Annotated in this window: 18 protein-coding genes and 1 tRNA gene; 11 read left to right on the forward strand and 8 right to left on the reverse strand. The window is 61.1% G+C overall.

The window, feature by feature from the left end:
• Positions 1-2: 2 nt before the first annotated feature.
• From ATO11_RS13205 to ATO11_RS13220, 4 genes are all read left to right on the forward strand, one after another.
• On the forward strand, positions 3-548 hold the full coding sequence (locus tag ATO11_RS13205; RefSeq protein ID WP_050531357.1) for an HdeD family acid-resistance protein: 546 nt from the start codon (positions 3-5) through the stop codon (positions 546-548).
• A 142-nt stretch (positions 549-690) separates the two neighbouring features.
• Entirely contained in the window at positions 691-1,296 is a 606-nt protein-coding gene (leuD, locus tag ATO11_RS13210; protein ID WP_050531358.1) for a 3-isopropylmalate dehydratase small subunit, read from the forward strand.
• Between the two features lie 322 nt (positions 1,297-1,618).
• The gene (locus ATO11_RS13215; RefSeq protein ID WP_050531359.1) at positions 1,619-2,410 is read left to right on the forward strand and encodes a hypothetical protein; all 792 of its coding nucleotides are present in this window, start codon (positions 1,619-1,621) and stop codon (positions 2,408-2,410) included.
• Positions 2,411-2,439: 29 nt separating this feature from the next.
• The gene (locus tag ATO11_RS13220) at positions 2,440-3,441 is read left to right on the forward strand and encodes an endonuclease/exonuclease/phosphatase family protein (RefSeq protein WP_165586969.1); all 1,002 of its coding nucleotides are present in this window, start codon (positions 2,440-2,442) and stop codon (positions 3,439-3,441) included.
• 8 nt (positions 3,442-3,449) lie between these two features.
• On the opposite strand, the gene ATO11_RS13225 is transcribed toward ATO11_RS13220, so the two are convergent.
• On the reverse strand, positions 3,450-4,358 hold the full coding sequence (locus ATO11_RS13225) for a Rossmann-fold NAD(P)-binding domain-containing protein (protein WP_050531360.1): 909 nt from the start codon (positions 4,356-4,358) through the stop codon (positions 3,450-3,452).
• A gap of 93 nt (positions 4,359-4,451) precedes the next feature.
• Between ATO11_RS13225 and ATO11_RS13230 the strand changes: the two genes are divergently transcribed.
• The gene (locus ATO11_RS13230; RefSeq protein ID WP_050531361.1) at positions 4,452-5,354 is read left to right on the forward strand and encodes a LysR family transcriptional regulator; all 903 of its coding nucleotides are present in this window, start codon (positions 4,452-4,454) and stop codon (positions 5,352-5,354) included.
• Positions 5,355-5,421: 67 nt separating this feature from the next.
• Here ATO11_RS13230 and ATO11_RS13235 read toward each other — a convergent pair whose 3' ends face one another.
• Entirely contained in the window at positions 5,422-5,976 is a 555-nt protein-coding gene (locus tag ATO11_RS13235) for a GNAT family N-acetyltransferase (RefSeq protein WP_423212710.1), read from the reverse strand.
• 164 nt (positions 5,977-6,140) lie between these two features.
• Between ATO11_RS13235 and leuB the strand changes: the two genes are divergently transcribed.
• Together leuB and ATO11_RS13245 are read left to right on the forward strand one after the other, a co-directional pair.
• Positions 6,141-7,244: a 3-isopropylmalate dehydrogenase gene (gene leuB / locus ATO11_RS13240; protein WP_050531363.1), complete on the forward strand. Its 1,104-nt coding sequence runs from the start codon at positions 6,141-6,143 to the stop codon at positions 7,242-7,244.
• Between the two features lie 90 nt (positions 7,245-7,334).
• Positions 7,335-8,288: a DMT family transporter gene (locus tag ATO11_RS13245; RefSeq protein WP_050531364.1), complete on the forward strand. Its 954-nt coding sequence runs from the start codon at positions 7,335-7,337 to the stop codon at positions 8,286-8,288.
• A gap of 3 nt (positions 8,289-8,291) precedes the next feature.
• On the opposite strand, the gene ATO11_RS13250 is transcribed toward ATO11_RS13245, so the two are convergent.
• Positions 8,292-9,245 (reverse strand): NAD(P)H-binding protein, encoded by a 954-nt coding sequence (locus ATO11_RS13250; protein WP_050531365.1) that lies wholly within the window; start codon positions 9,243-9,245, stop codon positions 8,292-8,294.
• 119 nt (positions 9,246-9,364) lie between these two features.
• Between ATO11_RS13250 and ATO11_RS13255 the strand changes: the two genes are divergently transcribed.
• The 4 genes from ATO11_RS13255 (at position 9,365) to ATO11_RS21250 (ending at position 12,438) form a co-directional block, all read left to right on the forward strand.
• Positions 9,365-9,441, forward strand: a tRNA-Pro gene (locus ATO11_RS13255).
• 222 nt (positions 9,442-9,663) lie between these two features.
• Positions 9,664-10,440, forward strand: a complete 777-nt coding sequence (locus ATO11_RS13260) for a helix-turn-helix domain-containing protein (RefSeq protein ID WP_050531366.1) — start codon at positions 9,664-9,666, stop codon at positions 10,438-10,440.
• A 19-nt stretch (positions 10,441-10,459) separates the two neighbouring features.
• The gene (locus ATO11_RS13265) at positions 10,460-10,888 is read left to right on the forward strand and encodes a plasmid mobilization protein (protein ID WP_242601416.1); all 429 of its coding nucleotides are present in this window, start codon (positions 10,460-10,462) and stop codon (positions 10,886-10,888) included.
• Entirely contained in the window at positions 10,882-12,438 is a 1,557-nt protein-coding gene (locus ATO11_RS21250) for a relaxase family protein (protein ID WP_082176301.1), read from the forward strand. Before ATO11_RS13265 ends, ATO11_RS21250 begins: the two co-directional genes overlap by 7 nt.
• A 313-nt stretch (positions 12,439-12,751) precedes the next feature.
• Here the strand turns inward: ATO11_RS21250 and ATO11_RS21825 are convergent, their stop codons facing one another.
• The 5 genes from ATO11_RS21825 to ATO11_RS13295 all read right to left on the reverse strand — a co-directional run bounded on the left by ATO11_RS21825 (position 12,752) and on the right by ATO11_RS13295 (position 19,184).
• On the reverse strand, positions 12,752-13,498 hold the full coding sequence (locus ATO11_RS21825) for a hypothetical protein (protein WP_134643116.1): 747 nt from the start codon (positions 13,496-13,498) through the stop codon (positions 12,752-12,754).
• 104 nt (positions 13,499-13,602) lie between these two features.
• Positions 13,603-14,361, reverse strand: a complete 759-nt coding sequence (locus ATO11_RS13280; protein WP_134643117.1) for a hypothetical protein — start codon at positions 14,359-14,361, stop codon at positions 13,603-13,605.
• Between the two features lie 334 nt (positions 14,362-14,695).
• Positions 14,696-15,385: a hypothetical protein gene (locus tag ATO11_RS13285; RefSeq protein ID WP_050531370.1), complete on the reverse strand. Its 690-nt coding sequence runs from the start codon at positions 15,383-15,385 to the stop codon at positions 14,696-14,698.
• The gene (locus tag ATO11_RS13290) at positions 15,382-17,676 is read right to left on the reverse strand and encodes a restriction endonuclease subunit S (RefSeq protein WP_050531371.1); all 2,295 of its coding nucleotides are present in this window, start codon (positions 17,674-17,676) and stop codon (positions 15,382-15,384) included. The genes ATO11_RS13285 and ATO11_RS13290 overlap by 4 nt, the downstream gene beginning before the upstream one ends.
• Positions 17,673-19,184: a type I restriction-modification system subunit M gene (locus ATO11_RS13295; RefSeq protein WP_082176302.1), complete on the reverse strand. Its 1,512-nt coding sequence runs from the start codon at positions 19,182-19,184 to the stop codon at positions 17,673-17,675. The genes ATO11_RS13290 and ATO11_RS13295 overlap by 4 nt, the downstream gene beginning before the upstream one ends.
• Position 19,185 lies beyond the last annotated feature (1 nt).

A 19,185-nucleotide genomic window follows, 5' to 3' on the forward strand; every position in this document is an offset into this window, starting at 1 on the left:
ATATGGGTACGCGCATCATGATGATCCTGTCCGGCATCATCCTGCTGATTGGCGGGGTGTTCGCGCTGGTGCTTCCGGGGCTTGCCTCGCTCACCGCGACGCTGATCGTGGGCTGGACGCTGATCCTTGCCGGGATCTTCCACGGCGTCGAGGCATGGCGCACGACCGAGCATCGCTGGTGGAACACGGGCTTCGGCCTCCTCGCCGTGCTGCTGGGCCTTTCGTTCCTGATCAACCCGCTGTCGGGCATGCTGTCGCTGGCCATCGTTCTGGGCGCGCTCTTCTTCTCGACCGGGCTGATGCAGTTGTGGCTGGCGTGGCAACGGCGCCAGACGGATTCGGTCTGGATGCTGGTCGTGTCGGGCGTGCTGTCCGTGGGCCTCGCCCTTCTGATCGCGTTCAACCTTTTCACGGCGGCGGCCACCGTGCCGGGCATCATGCTGGCGATCGAGCTGATCTCGACCGGCGTGGCGCTCATCCTGATGCGCCCGGTGCCGGAAAAACTGAACGCGCAGGCGCAGAACGCTGCGGCGAAAACGCCCGCGTAACCACGCCTCATATCCTGAACAAACAGGCCGTGCCCCTCTGCCGGGGCACGGCCTTGTCGTGTGCGCTGACCGCCCGGCCTGACCGCATCGACGCAATACCGACGTAATACCGACGTGCCGGAACGGCACACTGGAGGACCAAATGGACAAATTCGAAACGCTCACCGGGATCGCCGCGCCGATGCCCCTGATGAACATCGACACCGACATGATCATCCCCAAGCAGTTCCTGAAAACGATCAAGCGGTCGGGGCTGGGCGTGAACCTGTTCGACGAGATGCGCTACGATCAGGACGGCAACGAGATTGCCGATTTCGTTCTGAACAAGGACGCCTACCGCGAGGCCGAGATCATCGTCGCCGGCGACAACTTCGGCTGCGGCTCCTCGCGCGAACACGCGCCGTGGGCGCTGAAGGATTTCGGGATCAAGGCGGTCATCTCCACCTCGTTCGCCGACATCTTCTACAACAACTGCTTCAAGAATGGCATCCTGCCCATCGTCCTACCGAAAGAGGCGGTGGACGTCCTGATGAAAGATGCTGAGAAGGGTGCGAACGCGCGCATGACCGTGGACCTCGAAGCGCAGACCGTGACCTCGTCCGACGGGGCTGTCTTCGCCTTCGAAGTCGACGCCTTCAAGAAGCATTGCCTGCTGAACGGGCTCGACGATATCGGGCTGACGATGGAGAAGGCCTCGGCCATCGACGCGTTCGAAGCCAAGGCCGCGGCGGAACGCCCCTGGGCGTAAGATCAAGTTTCACAACAAGAAAAAGTCCGCCCACACCGGGCGGGCCTCTTTTATTACACATTGGCGCGGCATTTTCGTCGCGACATTGATGTAATCTCGCACCACTCCCTCCCTCAAACCGCCACAAAATCGCGCGAAGCCTGAATGGCGTCTTTACCGGTTTGGCGAAAGAGGGCAAAAGTTGGGCAAGAATGAGGCAATCCGCCACAAACGGCGGGATCAAGTTGGAACACGGTCGCGGCACGGTATCGCGACGGGCCAGTTTGAGGGGGCAAGAGTGCGCGTGACGCGAACCATCGGGGCGTTAAGCCGGGCTATTCTCATGGCCCTTATCATCTGTGCACCTTCCGCATTCCTGACGCCTGCCGGCACCGAGCCCTCATTCCTTGTCACCATGGCCGCGATCATCGCCGCCGTGCTGATCTTCATCGAGTACTACTCGGAATCGCCCAGCATCGTCGAATTCAGAAATGCGCCGCCTTACAACAGGTTGCGGTATTTCGGTGTGGCCACGATGCTGCTGGCGCTGACGCTGATGGCCAAGCACGACATCGCGCCGACACAGGCAACGCAGGCGATGCATTCCATCGGGACGATCCTTGGATCGGCGCTCGATTTCCCGTTTTCCCCGGTGCGGCTTGTCGTGCTGATGATGCCCGACAGCGCGCCCGCGTGGCTGCTGTTCGACATTCGCGCGGCGGCGAGCATCAGCTACATCGCCTCGCTCGTCCTGCTGATGTCCTTCATCGTGTCGGTGCGGGTGCTGGACTGGCCGGTCCGGTCCGGCGCGTTCAACGTCTGGATCAACCTTCCGCTGTTCGACCCCACGGCAGGCGGCGACGTGCTGCACCGGCTCAAGCGTGACGCGAGTATCAATATCGCGCTCGGGTTGCTCTTGCCCTTCCTTATTCCCGCTGTGGTAAAGCTGACGTCGAACCTGATCGACCCGATGATGCTGGCCGATCCCTCGACGCTGATCTGGACGACGACCGCATGGGCCTTTCTTCCTTCCTCGATGATCATGCGCGGCATCGCGATGGGTCGCGTCGCCGAGCTGATCGAGGAAAAGCGCAAGGAAACCTACGCGCAATCCGAAGAGGCGGCGCACGCCTGATCGTCGCCGTCGCGCTGGCGCTGTGCGCCGTGCCCGCGCTTGCCGAACGTCTTCGCATCGCCACTTGGCACGCACCCCTGTCGCGCGACGGTCCCGGCGTTCTGATCCGTGACATCCAGCGCGGCAAGGCGGACGCGGCCATCCGCCAGATCGCCGAATTGCGCGCTGACATCCTGCTGCTGACCTCGATCGATTTCGATCTCGACCTCTTCGCGCTGACCGCGCTGCGCGATGCGGTGGCAGAGAGCGGCTGGCGCTACGATCACCTGTTCGCACTTCCTCCAAACACGGGCGTGCCAACCGGGCTGGACCTTGATCGCAACGGGCGGTTCGGGGAGGGACGCGACGCGCAGGGGTTCGGACGGTTCCAGGGACAGGCGGGCATGGCGCTTTTGTCCCGTCACCCCATCGCCACGGCGGACGTGCGCGACCTGTCGGGTCTCCTCTGGCGCGACGTGCCGGGGTCGCGCATGCCGATGGACTATTTCGGTCCCGAGGCACAGGACATCCTGCGGCTGTCCCATTCCGGGCACTGGATCGTCCCGGTCACGGTCAACGATGACACCCTGACGCTTCTGGCCTTTGCTGCCGGTCCCCCGGTTTTCGACGGGCCCGAGGACCGCAACGGGTTGCGCAACGCCGACGAGATCGCCTTGTGGCAGCACGTTCTGGACGGTGCGGTCGGTACAGCCCCGCGCCCGCCATTCACGATCATCGGCAACGCCAACCTCGATCCCTTCGACGGGGACGGACGGCGCGAGGTCATCGCGACCCTGCTTGCCGATCCGCGCCTGCAGGACCCTGCCCCGGAAGGTCCGGGCGGGTTGGCGGCGGCCAATCCGGAGCATCGCGGCCCACCCGCGCGGGACAATGCCGATTTCAGGGATCCCGTGCCGGGAAACCTGCGGACAAGCTATGTCCTGCCATCGGCGGACCTGCGCGTCACCGGCAGCGGTGTTGCGTGGCCAGAGGATGCCCCGCCATCCGAACGGTCGCGACACTTTCCCGTCTGGGTCGACATCGAGTGGTGAGGGCGGCCTCAGGCCGCGTCCGGCACCGCGCCTCCGGCCACATTCGCCGCGCGCGGCCCGTCCACCCCGACCGCACATGCCAGCGCGGCGACCAGCGGCGTGGGCCGATGCCGGGGAAGCAGGTCTGCCAGCGGTTCGGGGTCAAGCGCGTGCGGCATGTCCCACAGGTACCGCATCTCGCACAGCGCGCGCATCATCGGCGAGACCGGCGCCATCAGCCGAAGCGGCAGCCACGACATCCGGTGCGCCTTGACCGGGCGATCCAACGCGCAGGACAGCGCCTTGGCCAGTTGGCGACCGGTCAGCGTGTATCCGTGATAGGGAATGTCGGCGAAGTCCGGCAGGTCATCCCGCATCGCGCACAGCCCGACCGCGGCCTCGGCCATGTCGGGCAGGTAGGCCCATGCATGGGGGGTGTCGAGGTCACCGGGATAGGTCATGCACCCCCGCGCCAGATGCTTGGTCAGGACCATGTCAAACCAGTTGCCCGACGCCTCGGTATCGATGAAATCGCCGGCGCGCAGCACGATGGTGCGCACCCCCGCGCGGCGATAGGCCTCTTCCATCTCGATCCTGATCCGGCCTAGTGGGTTCTTGGCCGCACGGGGCGTTTCGGTGCCCAGCGTCGCATCCGAACCTTCGCCGTAGACATACACGTTGCCGGGGATCAGGACGGTCGCGCCACTCCATTGCGCGGCGGCGATCACCTCTTCGGTGAGGCGCGGCACCTCGGTCGCCCAGTCGGGATAGCGCGGGTTCCAGCCATTCACGATCACGTCGACGCCCAGCGCCGCCGAGGTCAGATCATCCTGCGCGCGGTCGAACAGGCGCACGCTCCACCCTGCATTCCAGAAGGCTTCGGCAGCGTGGCGGCCGAACCGGCCCGTCCCGCCAAGGATCAACACTTTGCCCGTCATGGTCCGTCCTTTCCTCACATCTCCCGGCCACAATGACGGCATTAGTAATGAATAGGAATTGCCCAATTCCGCAGAGCATGTATTCATGAATGAATGGATGCGCGTGTCTCTGATCTCAACTGGTCGCTGGTGCAAACCTTTCTCGCCGTGGCCGAAACCGGCTCCCTTTCGGCGGCGGCGCGGGCGCTTGGCGCAAGCCAGCCGACCGTCGGACGCCAGATCAGGCAGATCGAGGAGCAGACCGGCCTGACCCTGTTTCAGCGCCAGTCGCGCGGCCTGTCGCTGACCCCGGCCGGGGAGACGCTGATGAAACCGGCGCGCGCGATGCAGGTCGCCATGCGGGACATCGCGCTGGCCGCCGGCGGGCAGTCGGACCGGCTGGAAGGCACGGTGCGCATCACCGCCAGCATCTTCACCGCGCTGCATCACCTGCCGCAGATCATCGCCCGCATCCGCGAGGAAGCCCCCGGCATCGCGGTGGAACTGGTGCCCACCGACACGTCCGAAAACCTGCTGTTCCGCGAAGCCGATATCGCCGTGCGCATGTACCGGACCGAACAGCTCGACATCATCACGCAGCACATGGGCGAATTGCAGATCGGCATCTTTGCCACCCGGTCCTACCTCGACCGGGTCGGGATGCCGGAAACGATGGACGACCTGCGCGAGATGGACCTTGTCGGATACGACAAGAACGAGCGCATCATCCGCGGCATGCGCGACATGGGCTGGCCCGCGACGCGCGACTGGTTCGCCACCCGGTGCGACATGCACCCTGTCTACTGGGAACTGGTCCGCGCGGGATGCGGCGTGGGCTTTGCCCAGGTCGATGTCGGACAGCGCGACCCGGAAATGGTGCACCTCTTCCCCGACATTCCCATCGCTGGCTTGCCGGTATGGCTCGCCGCCCACGAAGGCATGCGCCGCACGCCCCGTATCCGGCTGGTGTGGGACATGCTGGCCGAGGGGTTGAAGCCGGTGTTGAGTGGGGGCTGAAGGTCGGCGTGCGCCGCACGGGCGGTCTTTCCGGGCCAAATTCGCGAGATGATCCCGACGCTTCCGATCAGGGCAACGAAAGCCGGTAGACGTTGTTCAAATAGCCTTGATCCCCGATGCGAAAATGTGTCTCGCCGACATGTTCGAACCCCGCCGCGAGGTAGAACGCGATAGCGGGATCGTTTTCCGCGTTCGTCGCCAGCCAGACCGAGCCGACCGACGCATCGCGGCAGTGGTCGAGCGCCGCGGACAAAAGACACGTGCCGATGCCTTTGCCGTGATGCCTTGGTTGAACGTAGAAGGTGGAAATCTCCACCTCGGAACAACCGGATACCGGCGCGGGGCTGTTGGCGGACACCCTGATGAAGCCGTCTAGGCCCTCTGAATTCTCGGACACCAGCATGAACTGGTCGGGATCGCGGATGAGCCGGCTGGTTTTCTCGACCGTGAACTCTTGCAGCGCGTAATCCGCGAAGAACGCGCTGACGCCGTTTTTGAGGTATGTACCCACCCATACCTCGATCGAGATCGCGGCGATGCTGGATGCATCGGAGTCGTTTGCAAGGCGGAAAACCATTCCGTTAGATGACACTCTTTCCGGGCCTGCGAAAGCCGCTTTCATCCGGCGTGATGCCCGCGATGCACGGGCGTGCCTCCCAAGCCGGACAGCCGATACCGCGACCGGCGCAAGGCGCCCCGCCCCCCCCCCAAGCCGACCAACCCCGCCTTGACCCCAAGGGGCCACCCCGCTACCGCATCCCGCGACGCATTTGACGGAGACACCCCATGTCCAACCCCTCGCTTCTTATCCTGCCGGGTGACGGCATTGGCCGTGAAGTCATGGCCGAGGTCCGCCGGATCATCGACTGGTTCGGTGCCAATCGCGGCCTGACCTTCGACGTGAGCGAGGATCTTGTCGGCGGCGCGGCCTATGACGCGCACGGCGTGCCGCTTCACGACGACACGATGGCCAAGGCGCAAGAGGTCGACGCCGTTCTGCTCGGGGCCGTGGGTGGCCCGGCCTATGACGATCTGGATTTCAGCGTGAAGCCCGAACGCGGCCTTCTGCGCCTGCGCAAGGAAATGGACCTGTTCGCCAACCTGCGCCCGGCGCAGTGTTTCGACGCGCTGGCCGATTTCTCGTCCCTGAAAACCGATATCGTGTCCGGCCTCGACATCATGATCGTGCGCGAATTGACCTCGGGCGTGTATTTCGGCGAACCGCGCGGAATCTTCATGGAAGACAACATGCGCGTGGGCGTGAACACCCAGCGCTATACCGAGGCCGAGATCGAGCGCGGCGCGCGCGCCGCCTTCGAACTGGCGATGAAACGCGACAAGCGGCTGTGCTCGATGGAGAAGGCCAACGTCATGGAATCGGGCATTCTGTGGCGCGACGTCGTGACCGAGGTGTCAAAGGATTACCCCGAGGTCGCGCTGTCGCACATGTACGCCGACAACGGCGCGATGCAGCTGGTGCGCGCGCCCAAGCAGTTCGACGTGATCTATACCGACAACCTCTTCGGCGACATCCTGTCAGATTGCGCGGCGATGCTGACCGGGTCGCTGGGCATGCTGCCGTCCGCGTCGCTGGGCGCACCGATGGAAAACGGCCGGCCCAAGGCGCTTTATGAACCCGTGCACGGCTCGGCCCCCGACATCGCGGGCCAGGGCAAGGCCAACCCGTCGGCCTGCATCCTGTCGTTCGCGATGGCGCTGCGCTATTCGTTCGACCAGGGTGCCGAGGCCGACCGGCTGGAACAGGCCGTGCAGGATGTGCTGGCCGATGGTGTCCGCACCGCCGACCTGATGCAGGCCGATGGCGGCACGCCTGTTTCGACCTCGGAAATGGGTGACGCGGTTCTGGCGAAACTCGACGCCAGCCTCTGATCCAGACGCAACCCTGCCATGCACAGGCGGCCCTTGCCGGGGCCGTCTGTCTGCGGTCTTGTTACCGCAAACGGATTTGTAGGTATCATCATGGGACCGAACGCTCGGGGCGCCTTGCTGGCGCTGATCGCCTTCGGCATTTTCGCCACGCATGACGTGGTGGTGAAGACGCTGGGCGGGGTCTATTCCCCGATCCAGATCATCTTTTTCTCGACATTGCTGTCCTTCCCGCTGGTCATGTTCATGCTGATCCGCGACCAGTCCCGCGCCACGTTGCAGCCGGTCCACCCGTGGTGGACGCTTTTGCGCACCGCCTGCGCGGTGGCCACGGCGTTGCTGGCGTTCTACGCCTTTTCCGTCCTGCCGCTGGCCCAGACATACGCGATCCTGTTCGCCGCGCCCCTGCTGATCACCGTGCTCGCCATCCCGATCCTCGGAGAGCCCGTGCGGTGGCGTCGCGGCGTGGCGGTGCTGGTGGGCCTTGCCGGGGTGATCGTCGTCCTGCGGCCGGGTGTGACGGACCTGACATTCGGCCACCTCGCCGCGCTGGGCGCGGCGATCTTCGGTGCGACGGCGTCCGTCATCGTGCGCAAGATCGGGCGCGACGAACGCTCCATCGTGCTGCTGCTTTACCCGATGATCGCCAGTTTCATCCTGATGGCGGCGCTGCTGCCCGCGGTCTACATCCCGATGCCGCTGGAGGACCTCGCGCTGGTCGGCGTGATCTCGGCCCTCGGGTTCAGCGCGGGGCTGGTGCTGATCGGGGCGTACAAGCGGGCAGAGGCCGCCATCGTCGCGCCGATGCAATACAGCCAGATCCTCTGGGCCACAGGCTATGGCTATCTTCTGTTCGGGGAGACCATCGACCGCCCGACGCTGATCGGCGCGGGGATCATCATCGCCTCGGGCCTCTACATCGTCCTGCGGGAGGGCCGCACGCCGGGGTCGCAAACGCCGGTCCTGCGCACCCGCGCGCGGGGATACGGATCGTCCTTCCGCATCTCTCCCTTCCTCAACGGGTCGCGCGACCGGCCCGAGGACTGATCCTCAGAACACCGCGTGCGCGCCGCGCTCGTCACCGACCTCGCCCCGCGCCATCTGAGCGTAGTGACCGGCCAGCGTGTCGCTGCCCGTCTCGGGCGTCGCCTCCGCGTCATAGCGGCCCGCCTCCCCATCCCAGACCAGCATCGATTCGGTCGCGTAGTATCGCCCGATCCGCGCCAGCTCTGCCTTTTCGGCAAGGCGCGGGCTGATCTTGCCCGCCAGCGTCAGGCCACCCACGATCAGGTGCATCATCGCAACCGGCACCTTTCGCGTCTTCACCGGAACGCCCGCCGCCGCGCACAACAGCCGCGCCTGCGCGTGCGGCGTGATCGCCGGACCCGATCCGCCGACAGGCATCACCGCGTTCCGCGCCGCCGGATCGTCGAGGCAGGCCACCATGAACGCCGCAAGGTCACGGTCGCTGATCGGTTTGCACGCGGTCAGCGTCCCGTCCCCGAACAAAAGGAACGGTTTGCCCGCGCGCACCCTGTCCCACTGGCCCGACAGCGATTTGAAGAACGCCGTCGGTCGCACGATCGTCCAGTCAAGCGGGCTGGACTTCAACTGGTCCTCGAAAGCCAGCTTGGCATGCTGGAAGGCAAGCGCGGGTTTCTGAACGCACAGGGCCGACAGCTGGACGAACCGTGGCACCCCTGCTGCGACGGCCTTCTTCAGGATGACGACATGCGCCGCGTGATCGATGGCCCAGGCGTCCTTGGGCGATCCCGTCCGGGAGGCGAGGCACGACATCACCGCATCCACCTTGCCCACGGCCTCGAACGCGGCCTTCACGGACGCGGCAGAGGTCACGTCCGCCTCCACACGCTCGGCTCGATCAGGCAGGTCCGCACCCGAACCGGGCCGGCAGACGCACAGCACCTCGTGGCCCGGCGCGATCAATGCGCGGACCGTCGCCTTGCCAATCGTTCCGGTCGCGCCGAACAGCAGAACCCGCATTCCCGATCTCCCGTCACCCCATGGAACCGGGCCCGCACCATGAAGGCAAGACAAGACCCGTGGAAAGCTGCATCAGGGACTTGCCAAGCCGCGACGGGCAGAGTACCTCCCCCCGGTGTCGGAGTGTAGCTCAGCCTGGTAGAGCACTGTCTTCGGGAGGCAGGGGTCGGAGGTTCGAATCCTCTCACTCCGACCAATAATTCCAGATACTTAGCGCATGTTGTTCTGACACTTGTTCAGGGCCGGTCCGGATTTGATCCGGATTATGCGGCTTTTCAAGCGGGTTTCCCCGAGTCTCTTCGCCCCAGAAACCGAAAGGCCGCTGACTGGGCTGGCACCCGTGTCAACGGCCAAATCGAAAAGTTTGCCCAGAATGGATACCAGATCGCGGGCGTGATCGCAATCGCGGGAGGGGCCGATGTCTGAGCTTCTGCCCTTCTGCAAGATCAAGCTGCAATATTTGCTCGAGATGGTCACCGACCATGAGATGGACGACAACGCCCTGCGCGTGGCGCTCTACCTGGCGCTTGCACATGCCGACCATGAGACCGGCGAGAGCCGCCCATCCTTCGAGACAATCGGCGCGGCCATCGGCAAGCACGCCAAGTCGGTCAAGCGGGCGTTGAACAAGGTTGAGGCGGCAGGTTACATGACCGTCGAGCGCGGGACCAACAAGGGGAACTCGTCGCGCTATCGTCCGACCGAGGCGGCCCTGAAACGGGCCACGGATCGCCGCCGGGAGGGGGACAAGGTTGTCCCGCTTAGCCGCGCCAAAGGGGGACAATCCCGTCCGCAAAGCGGGACAGACCTGTCCGCGAAAGAGGGACAGGATCGCCCCCCGAACAGAGAACAAGAACTTAGAAAAGAACGAGGGCGCGCGTCCGCGCCGGATTTGCCCGATGAAGGGCAATCCGGCGGAACGCGCTCGCAATGCAGCCCTGGTGGCCAGCGGCTGGTCTTCGTCCCGAGGGGAATCTGCTTTGTCCGGGATTGGAACGAGAGATTGGCCAGGGAAGGCATGACCACGCTGGAACGCAGCCTGTCCCTTTCCGCGCACGAGCACCACCTGGGCTTCTGGCTTCCAGCACGGACACCAGCCCCAGTCGGCAGTCCGGAATGGCAAGATCAACTCCATTTGCTCAGAGATTTGATCCGCGAGACGTCTGCAAACGCGGAGCATCGCCATGCGATCTGAGCAAACAGCAAGGCGACCCATGTCATACGCTGGCGCGGATGACACGGGACCTTGCGAGGGGCGGCAAGCCTCCCCTTCGAACCCCACCGGCGCGGGCAAGCCCGGCGCAAAGGAGCCGCTGACGGAGACCTTCGTCTTCCGTTGCACGGCCACTGAGAAGGCCGAGTTGCGCGCCAAGGCCGAGGCCGCTGGCCTGCCAGCCGCGACGCTCCTGCGCGAGGCGCTTGGCCTGACGGAGGCGCGCCGCCGCAAGCCTGTGCCGCGCGTCGATCCGGCGCTGGTGCTGGCCGTGGGGCGCATCGGCGGCAACCTCAACCAGATTGCGCGCTGGCTGAACCGCGCGATGCTAGTGGGCCACACCGACCTCGACAGCCTGACCGTCGCCCGCCGCTTGTTGGTGATCGAACGCCAGCTCGCCCAGCTCCTCGAAGAGGCGCGGCGGTGCTGATCAAGTTCTTCCCAAACGGCAAGGGCGCGGGTGCGGGTCCGGTTGGCTATCTCGTGGCAGAGCGCGTGCTGGCTTATGACGGCAACCGCGACCTGGTCCGCGATGCTGATGGCCAGCCCCAGACCGTGAAGCGCGATCCCTTGCCCGAGGTGTTGCGCGGTGACCCCAGTCGCACCGAGGCCCTGATTGACGCCAGCCGCCACCAGTGGACCTACCGCGCGGGCGTGATCAGCTTTGCCGCCGAGGATGCGCCGAGCGAGGCGCAGCAGGCCGCAGTCATGGACGCCTTCGAAGAGTTGGCCTTCGCAGGGCTGGACGGCGAGCAGTACGACATGCTCTGGGTCCGTCATAGCCACGAGGACCGTGTTGAGCTGCACTTCTGCACCCCGCGTCTCGAGCTGACAACCGGGTGCAGCCTGAACATCGCGCCACCGGGTTACCAGGACGCCTATGACAGCCTGCGCGACCTGATGAACCAACGCTACGGCTGGGCCGATCCGATGGAACTGGAGCGCGCCCAGGAAGTCCGCGACACCATCGAGGCACCGACCCGCGCCCAAGGCCGCGACGAGCTCCATGCGTGGATCCTGGATCAGATATCGATGGGTCTGATCGAGGATCGCGCCAGTATGGTCGAGGCGCTCACCGACGCGGGTTTCGACCTGCCCCGCACGGGCAAAGCCTACCTGACCGCGCAAGACCCCGAGACCGGCGAACGCTGGCGCCTGAAAGGAGAGATTTTCCATGAAGACTGGCAAGCCGACCCGGCTGAGCGAGAAGCTGAACGCGGAGCTGGACACGATTCGCCAGGACTACGCCGCCTCGATGGCATCCCAGCTGGAGAGCTTCAGGAACGATTTGACGGGTATTGCGAGCGACGCGCAGCGTACCATCGAGAGCGATACGCGCCACTTCCTGAACGAGAACAGGAGCTTGTTCGAGACGCGGACCGAACAGATCAGGCGCTGGCTGACGATCTCGCCCTGGGTGATCTCGGGGCTGATCGTGACGGGGATCGCCTCGATGATGGCCGCGAGTTGGTTCTGGACGGCCCTGCTGACACGCTCGGAGATGGCGGAGCTGGGCCTGACGCGGATCGAGCAGGGGGAACAGACCTGGCTGACGCTGGACCCGGACAGGACCGAGCTGAAGACCTGCACGCTGGCCGGGACGCCGGTCATCTGCATCAAGATCGAGGAGAGATGAATGACGACGCCCCTGACAGCCTTGGAGCGCGACTTGCTCGCCTGCGTCGAGCGGTTGGTGACGGCCTGCGAAACCTCAGCCGCGGAATTGAGCGGCTTGGAAGCGCGCTCGACGAAGAGGCTGCAAGCCCAGTTGGATGGTATCGCGGGCTGCGCGACGCTGCTCATACGCTCGCAGATCGCGTCAATGCAGGCGTTGCGTGGCTTGCTGAGCGAAGAGGCCACCTACAACGCGCTGGACGCGAGGTTGAACGAGAGCTTGACCTTAGCGAAGGCCGCCGAAGAGAGGCTGAGACAGAGCTAGAGGTACGGGATCGGGATATGGACCGGGGGCTGACGCATTGAAATGCTCTACCGTACTGCATACATATCAGATGGACGGAGCGCTCAGGGGTAGTCTAAGAAGTGGCGTGGAGCCGGGCTTCGGCATTGACTTTTCCTTTGTTTTTAGCATATAAGCTTCTCAACAGCCTTATCCGGCGGAAAGCTCTAACCGTGATTCTGAGTTGAACGAGTTAGAGGGGACCGCGTAAGTGCCGCGCCAGCTATGATCAAAAAGCTGGATTGCTGCACTCGGCGATCGACTACGATGTAGTTGAATCCGTGGCATGGAACTCAGAGTAATTCCAAACGGAGTATGGTTTCATACTCCGTTTTTCTATTTTTCAGGCAGCAAGTGATCATTTGGGAAAATATTGATGTAGCTTCGCTTCTCACCTTTCAAAGAGCGAACTGACCCAGACGAAGTCTTGAGATCAACCTTTAAAGTTGGCGATTTTGCAGCCGTTACGTCATAGTGAAAGCCAGGGAACAATGCGACGCCATAACGAAATCGACCGCATGCGAAAGCCTTGCCGCTAGTCCCAATTGGATGAGCAATACCGTGGCACTCATTGTCTTTGGCCGGCTTAAAGATCAACGCCTTGTCATCCTCATACCCACCGAGGGTCCTGTCTCGCGTCTGACGAAAGCGCATCCTCAATGACTTGATTTGTTTTGATAATTTTCCAACGTCCAGGTCATTGTACCAGTAAGTTTTGAGTTCGTTGGTAATAGACGAACTGAAATTTCGAAGTGGAAGGGGCAGCGGTGAAGTCTTTCTGTTTGCATAAGCAGCGGTTGAGACCTCATGAAGCAATGGGCGAACTGCATTGATCCGATTCTCAACGTACTCCCTAGTCGGCCGCATCTTGTTTGCGAGAGACCTGGGAACCATTTCGACCCATGCAGAATGCCCAAATGCGCTCCAGACTTCGCGAAACTGATCAGCCTTCTCGGGCTCGTACAGCCATAGTGACAAGCGAGCTGGCTCGGAGTGGCTTTCAGCTTTCGCCAGTTCCTCCACAAGTGAATTCATTGCCAGCAAGATAGCAGGTTGTGTCGCGCCCACCTGCTTCTTTTTCACCGCTGGTGCGACAACACGAGCGCCCTCAATGCGAGCCCTTATTGAGCCGAGCTCCGTCGATAAGGCCGCATTCGCTCCGATAAAAACTATGTAGTGTTCAAGACTCACTTCTTCGCGTTTAACTTAAAAAGGATGTCCAAAGGTATAGTGATTCGGGACAAGTCATCTTCTGACAAGCCCTCAAACACATTGAAGAAATCATCCAGCCGATCACCACCGCGTCGTCGAAGGTTCTTCTTGGGTGCTGAGAACGCTTCTTGCTGGAGAGAGTTCTTCTCCAACCAAGCGTTTATCGCTTCATGCGTCGCCGCAACACGCTCCGAAATGGTCGCCCCAACGAGGTCCTTTGTTAGGTCTTGCGGGGTGATTTCGTAACAACCCTCTTTCATTTCAGAAGCCTGCCCATCAGAAACTTCGAATCCTGTGTCATCAAGACAAACAAAACGGGCCTCGCCGTCGATCGGCTTAATGAACGCATCCCAGAAGACCTGCTCATATGATCCCCATTTCTTATCGGAACCTGAGCCTACCTTCTTCGAAAACAAATTTTCGATCTGGTCAGGAACCGCAACGGATAATGGAACTGCACCGATCTTTTGAGGGATTTCAGGATGCTGGACTACTCTGACTACAGGGTTTCGCCGAAGAAATTCGTGAAGGCCATCGGCAATAACCCTCTGGCTCTCGGGCACATCGTTCTTCAACCTGAAGCCAAGGTTACTCAAGTAGCATGCGGAACCTTGCTCGTCCCAGTGCTGCTGCACGAAGTCTTCTATGAACTTCGAAGTTTCAGCTTCCGCGTCATTTGGATCGGTCATGATCATTCCCATTCTTGTTCGTTGATCGACCGCCAATCGATCCATGGCTTTTTCCGCGTGCGTCTATGGTGCTACGTAAGTCTTTGCTGCACAAGGAATTTGCATTCGCACAAGTCACCTTCAGGCCGAATTTATGGAATCCATGTCGACGCGCGCGATTCAAGAAGATGCATTGCCACAATTGACCTAGATTTCTTCTTCGACTGGTTGGGCGGTTGCACCTAGACCGCCAGCGGCGAACGTCGGGCTGGCCGCCTGGCAGCGCCTCAGGCCGCCGAGATGCATGAGGACGGATCATCGATTGAGTTTCAATAGGCGTCCCCGCAACGGACGAATCGGGAAACGAACGGGATTGCTCACGGGAGAGCCCAGTCATCGATCAGGCGCTTTCTGCAACTTCGACAGCTTCAGAATTGACCTCAGAAATCCGGAACTTCTTGAGCTCCTCCGAGTATGAGTTCCGGTCAAAAATGAACAGAAGCTCAGATGGCCTCACTTCCTTGCCGTTAATATAGATACGCCCTTCATCCTGATCGTAGGCTATCGATGTCGTCAGGTCCAAAGACTCGTTGAACGTGGCAAGCTCCAGGCGTTGTTCGATCATGTCGAAGCGCAGCTTTGTCAGGGTCAGGTCGATGTTGAACTTGTTAAAGGCGTGCCAGAGAAGGCTGATTACGCTCTCGAAAATCGAGACGAAGATGCGGATATCCGTTTGTGACGGCAATTCCTGGCTATCGTGTTGGCCATGTCCTGCGATGCTGGTGCGGTTGCGGATTTCAGCCAAAGCGCCGACTATCCCGGACAAGTTGCCGGCAATCCCGTCATTTTCGAAGCCGCATGATGCCAGGGCCTGTTTGACGAGCTTGGGCAGCTTGAGGTCCTCATAGGGTTCTCCCCGCTCAGAGAGGATGTGCTTGCAGATGATCTCGATGACGCATTTGCAGTAGTCGATGGTTTCCGGTTCAAGGGTCTCCAACGCTGCTTCTGCCTTGTCGAGGGTCGTCGCCAGCCGCGTTAGCCCAAAGACCTTCTGAAAATCGTGCGCATATTCCAACGGCGATATGATCACGCTGCGCCTCCCTCGCCTTGCGCGCTGAATAGCGCCTTCACTTCAAGCATTGCCGTTCCAACCGACATCTCAGTTAGCCCCAGCTTGTCGATCTTCGGGCGCCATTCGGAATCGCTGGCGATGTATTGGAGGATTTGCGCGGCGTCGGGCTCGATACCGTGCGCCTGTAGGTGCTCGATGGCATAATCGACGGTCGCGAGCGTCTCCCATTCTTCGTTCTTCTTGTAGCGGAAATGCTCGGCCACCCAGCGGGCCGGGGCAGCGTAGCCGTAGGTGTCAATCCATTCGCCTGCCTCGCCAACGTCTGGTCCCGGCACATGGCCGAAGCCGAAGCGGCCACGCGCTTCGCGCAGCCAGTTCTTCTGTTTGGCGATGGCGATGCCGCCGGAATACTTCATGGACGGGTTGTAAGGGCCTGCGGCCTTCTTGAGATAGGCCATCTCGTCCACATGCTCGCCCATCCTGCGGCGAGCGAAATAGACGGCCTTCTGCAGGCGGAAATTGCCGATTGGTTCGCCGCCAGCCTGGAAGAACGTGTTGACGATGGCTGCGACCAGCACGGCCTCTTGGAACTTGGTATCGACGCTCGGTGCCCGATCCGGGGCGGTTTGGACTCCCAGCTCAGGTCGCACAGGGCCTAGCGTGCTTTCCGTCTCAGGTCTCTCGGGTGTTTCCCGATTGGCCTGGTTCGTTGCGGCAACTTCGGACGCAGGCACTTGCAAGCCCACGGGTTCCACAGCGCCGCCGCCATCTGGGTCAGTCTCAGTCAGCGCATGGACAAGCGAGGCCATCAGCTCGGCGTTCAGCCGATCTCCTTCGCGCACCCGCTTCTCCAACCGGTCACATAGCAGCATAAGCCCATCGACCTTGGTCACAATGCGTTTCTGTTCAGCGAGGGGTGGAAGGACGATCTCCAGATTGGCTACTTCCTTAGTGGAGATGTGTGGCACCCCTTTGCTTCTTCCCGGATCAATTTTGTCGATAAAATTCGCCGATTGCAGCCAGTAGCAAAAGTAAGCCCGGTCCAGGGCCAAAGGCTTTGGGCTAATCCGAGCGACTCGCTGTAGCAAAAGCGACGGCAGGTCATTTTCTGTAACTACCGCGAATTTCAAGCCGGTTGAGATTACCGGACGGTCCAAAGTAAGGACGACATCGCCCTCATTTAGCAGGAATCTTTCAAATTCACTTGTTCGCGTGGAGTCTAGAAATGCGGCCTCGGTCCAGTCGATTTGGCCGTGCCCAATGTTTATGTTTCGAACGAGCCGGATTCCCTTCTTCTCGAATTCGCTGCTCTTGAATGCGTATCCATTCTGGATATCGCACACCTCTCCAACTTTGCACAAAGCAGCGTTGTCCGGCGCTGTTTCGGACTGTAATATCGCGCCCCGCAACGTCTTGATCGTCTCCAGATCGTCGAACAGTTCGCCGAACCGGGGAGCGAAGAGGGACCAGCGGTTAGCAGTCTCTTCGGGTGTCTTGGCTTCGGTCAGGTGATGCAGGGCGGAGGCGGCGGCCGTGCGTTTCAGCCCGGTTTCTTCCGCCTGCCGTGCCTCTAGCTCGTCGCACAGCGCCATCAGCTCATCGACCTTGGCGACAATCCGCTTTTGCTCGGCAAGGGGTGGGAGTGGAATCGGGGCAGCGAAGAATTTGCCATCGTTGATGGCTGGATATGCAACTCCCATCATCTGGCCTTCGACATGCCGGACGAATTCAGGCGAACGAAGATAGTAGAAGACATACTCAGGGATGATGCCACCGAGCGGATGCACAACTGCAAAGGCAGTGCTTGCGATTGCTTCAGGCGCAAATTCGCGGTTCACAACCGCGATGTTCTTAAGATACGGTCTAACGGTCGAGTAGATGACCGAGCCGCGACTGATGAGCTTGCGAGCCCGAGACGGGGCGTCTTCGGGCTGTATCAGTTTCAGACTTTGACCAATCTGACCTTTGAGGTTGTCGATTCCGCCAACATCTACGTACTGAAATGGCTTTTCAGGGACTTTTTGCCCCCAATCGCGGCTCATTCTACCGATTGCCGTCCAGACCCAGTTGCTAGGAACCTGGTAGATTGGATCGGGGATTGCGTATTTGACAATGCGTTTCTTGACGGCTGAATCTGCCTCGTTTTCGATTTCTTCGAGAATCGTTTTCGAATCCTCTTCAGAAGCATCCTGCGGCACGAGTTTGCCGCGCACTGCCAATCGCAGCACTAAATCACGCAGTTTCTGGACCCCGCCGGGGCCACTTGCTAACGGAGCAAACTCTCTGAGAAAGGTCTCCCAATGCATCATGCAGCCGAAGTCTTGGTGAGCGCCTCAGCCAGAGCGGCTTTCAGCTTCTCTTGGGTGGCAACGAGTTGTTTGCGGTTCTCGGTCCAAGCTTCGAGCAACTCAGCCGGGTCTTTGTGCCCTTCCTCTTCCAGATGGGGGTTGGAAATGTCGAGGTTGAACCCATTGGCCTTGATATCTTCGACACTCACCTTCCAGGCACGGTCATTCACTTTGCGGCCGTCTCGCGTTTTCAGATCGCCCCACCAGGCCTTTTCGCTGCCGTCGCCCTCGAATTCCTCGATTCGCATCGGCTTGGTCTTTGAATAGCTCTTGTAGCCTTCTGGATAGGGGTGCTCATAGAACCAGACCTCGCTTGTCGGATTTTTCGGTTTCTTGTCTCCGTCGAGCTCGCATTTTTCAAAAAACAGCAGGTTCGTCTTGATGCCCGTATATGGGTTGAAGACGCCATTCGGCAGGCGGACGATGGTGTGCAGATTGCACTCCGTCATCAGCTTTTCCTTGATGCGCGTCTTAATGCCTTCGCCGAACAGCGTGCCATCGGGCAGGACCACGGCAGCTCGCCCGCCTTCCTTCAACAATTCGATGATCAGAACCAGAAACAGGTCTGCCGTTTCACGGGTCTGGAAGGCCTGCGGCACGTTTTTCTCGATGCCATCCTCCTCCATGCCGCCAAAGGGCGGGTTGGTGACAATGATATCGACCTTGCCGCGCCACTTGTGGTCCTTGAGTGGCGTGGAGAGCGTGTTGTCATGCGCGATGTTGGTTGGGGCCTCGATACCGTGCAGCATCATATTGGTGACGCAGAGCAGATGCGGCAGCGCCTTCTTTTCCACGCCAAAGATGGTCTTCTGGACGGTCTCGGCATCATCAGTCGATTGCACGTAATGATCTGACTTGTGGTCCATCACATGGGCCAAAAATCCGCCCGTACCACACGCTGGATCAAGCACCATCTCGTCCAGCTTCGGGTCGAGCATATCGACCATGAACTGGGTGACTGCGCGGGGCGTGTAGAACTCACCAGCATTGCCCGCGCTCTGCAGGTCTTTCAGGATTTGCTCGTAGACATCGCCAAAGGCATGCTTGTCGCCGGTGCTGTTGAAGTCAATCTCGTTGATCTTGTTGATCACCTGCCGGATCAGGGTGCCGTTCTTCATGTAGTTGTAGGCATCCTCGAAGGCGGTTCGGATGACGATCGCGCGGTTGCGCTCCTCACCTTCAATCGGCAAGTTTTTCAGCTTCGGAAAAAGCTGGTTGTTGACGAAATCCAGCAGCGCATCACCTGTGATGCCTTCCGGGTCCGTCGCCCAAGTAGACCAGCGCAGTTGATCCGGGATCGGGGATTTGTAGTCGTCGCTAAGCAACATCAGCGACTCTTCCTGGTCGTCCAGGATTTTCAGGAAGAACATCCAGACCAGCTGACCGATGCGCTGTGCGTCACCATCGACACCGGCATCCTTGCGCATGATGTCCTGGATGGACTTGATTACTCCCGATACATTCGACACG

The sequence above is a fragment of the Pseudaestuariivita atlantica genome, from assembly GCF_001205715.1.
Taxonomy (GTDB): domain Bacteria; phylum Pseudomonadota; class Alphaproteobacteria; order Rhodobacterales; family Rhodobacteraceae; genus Pseudaestuariivita; species Pseudaestuariivita atlantica.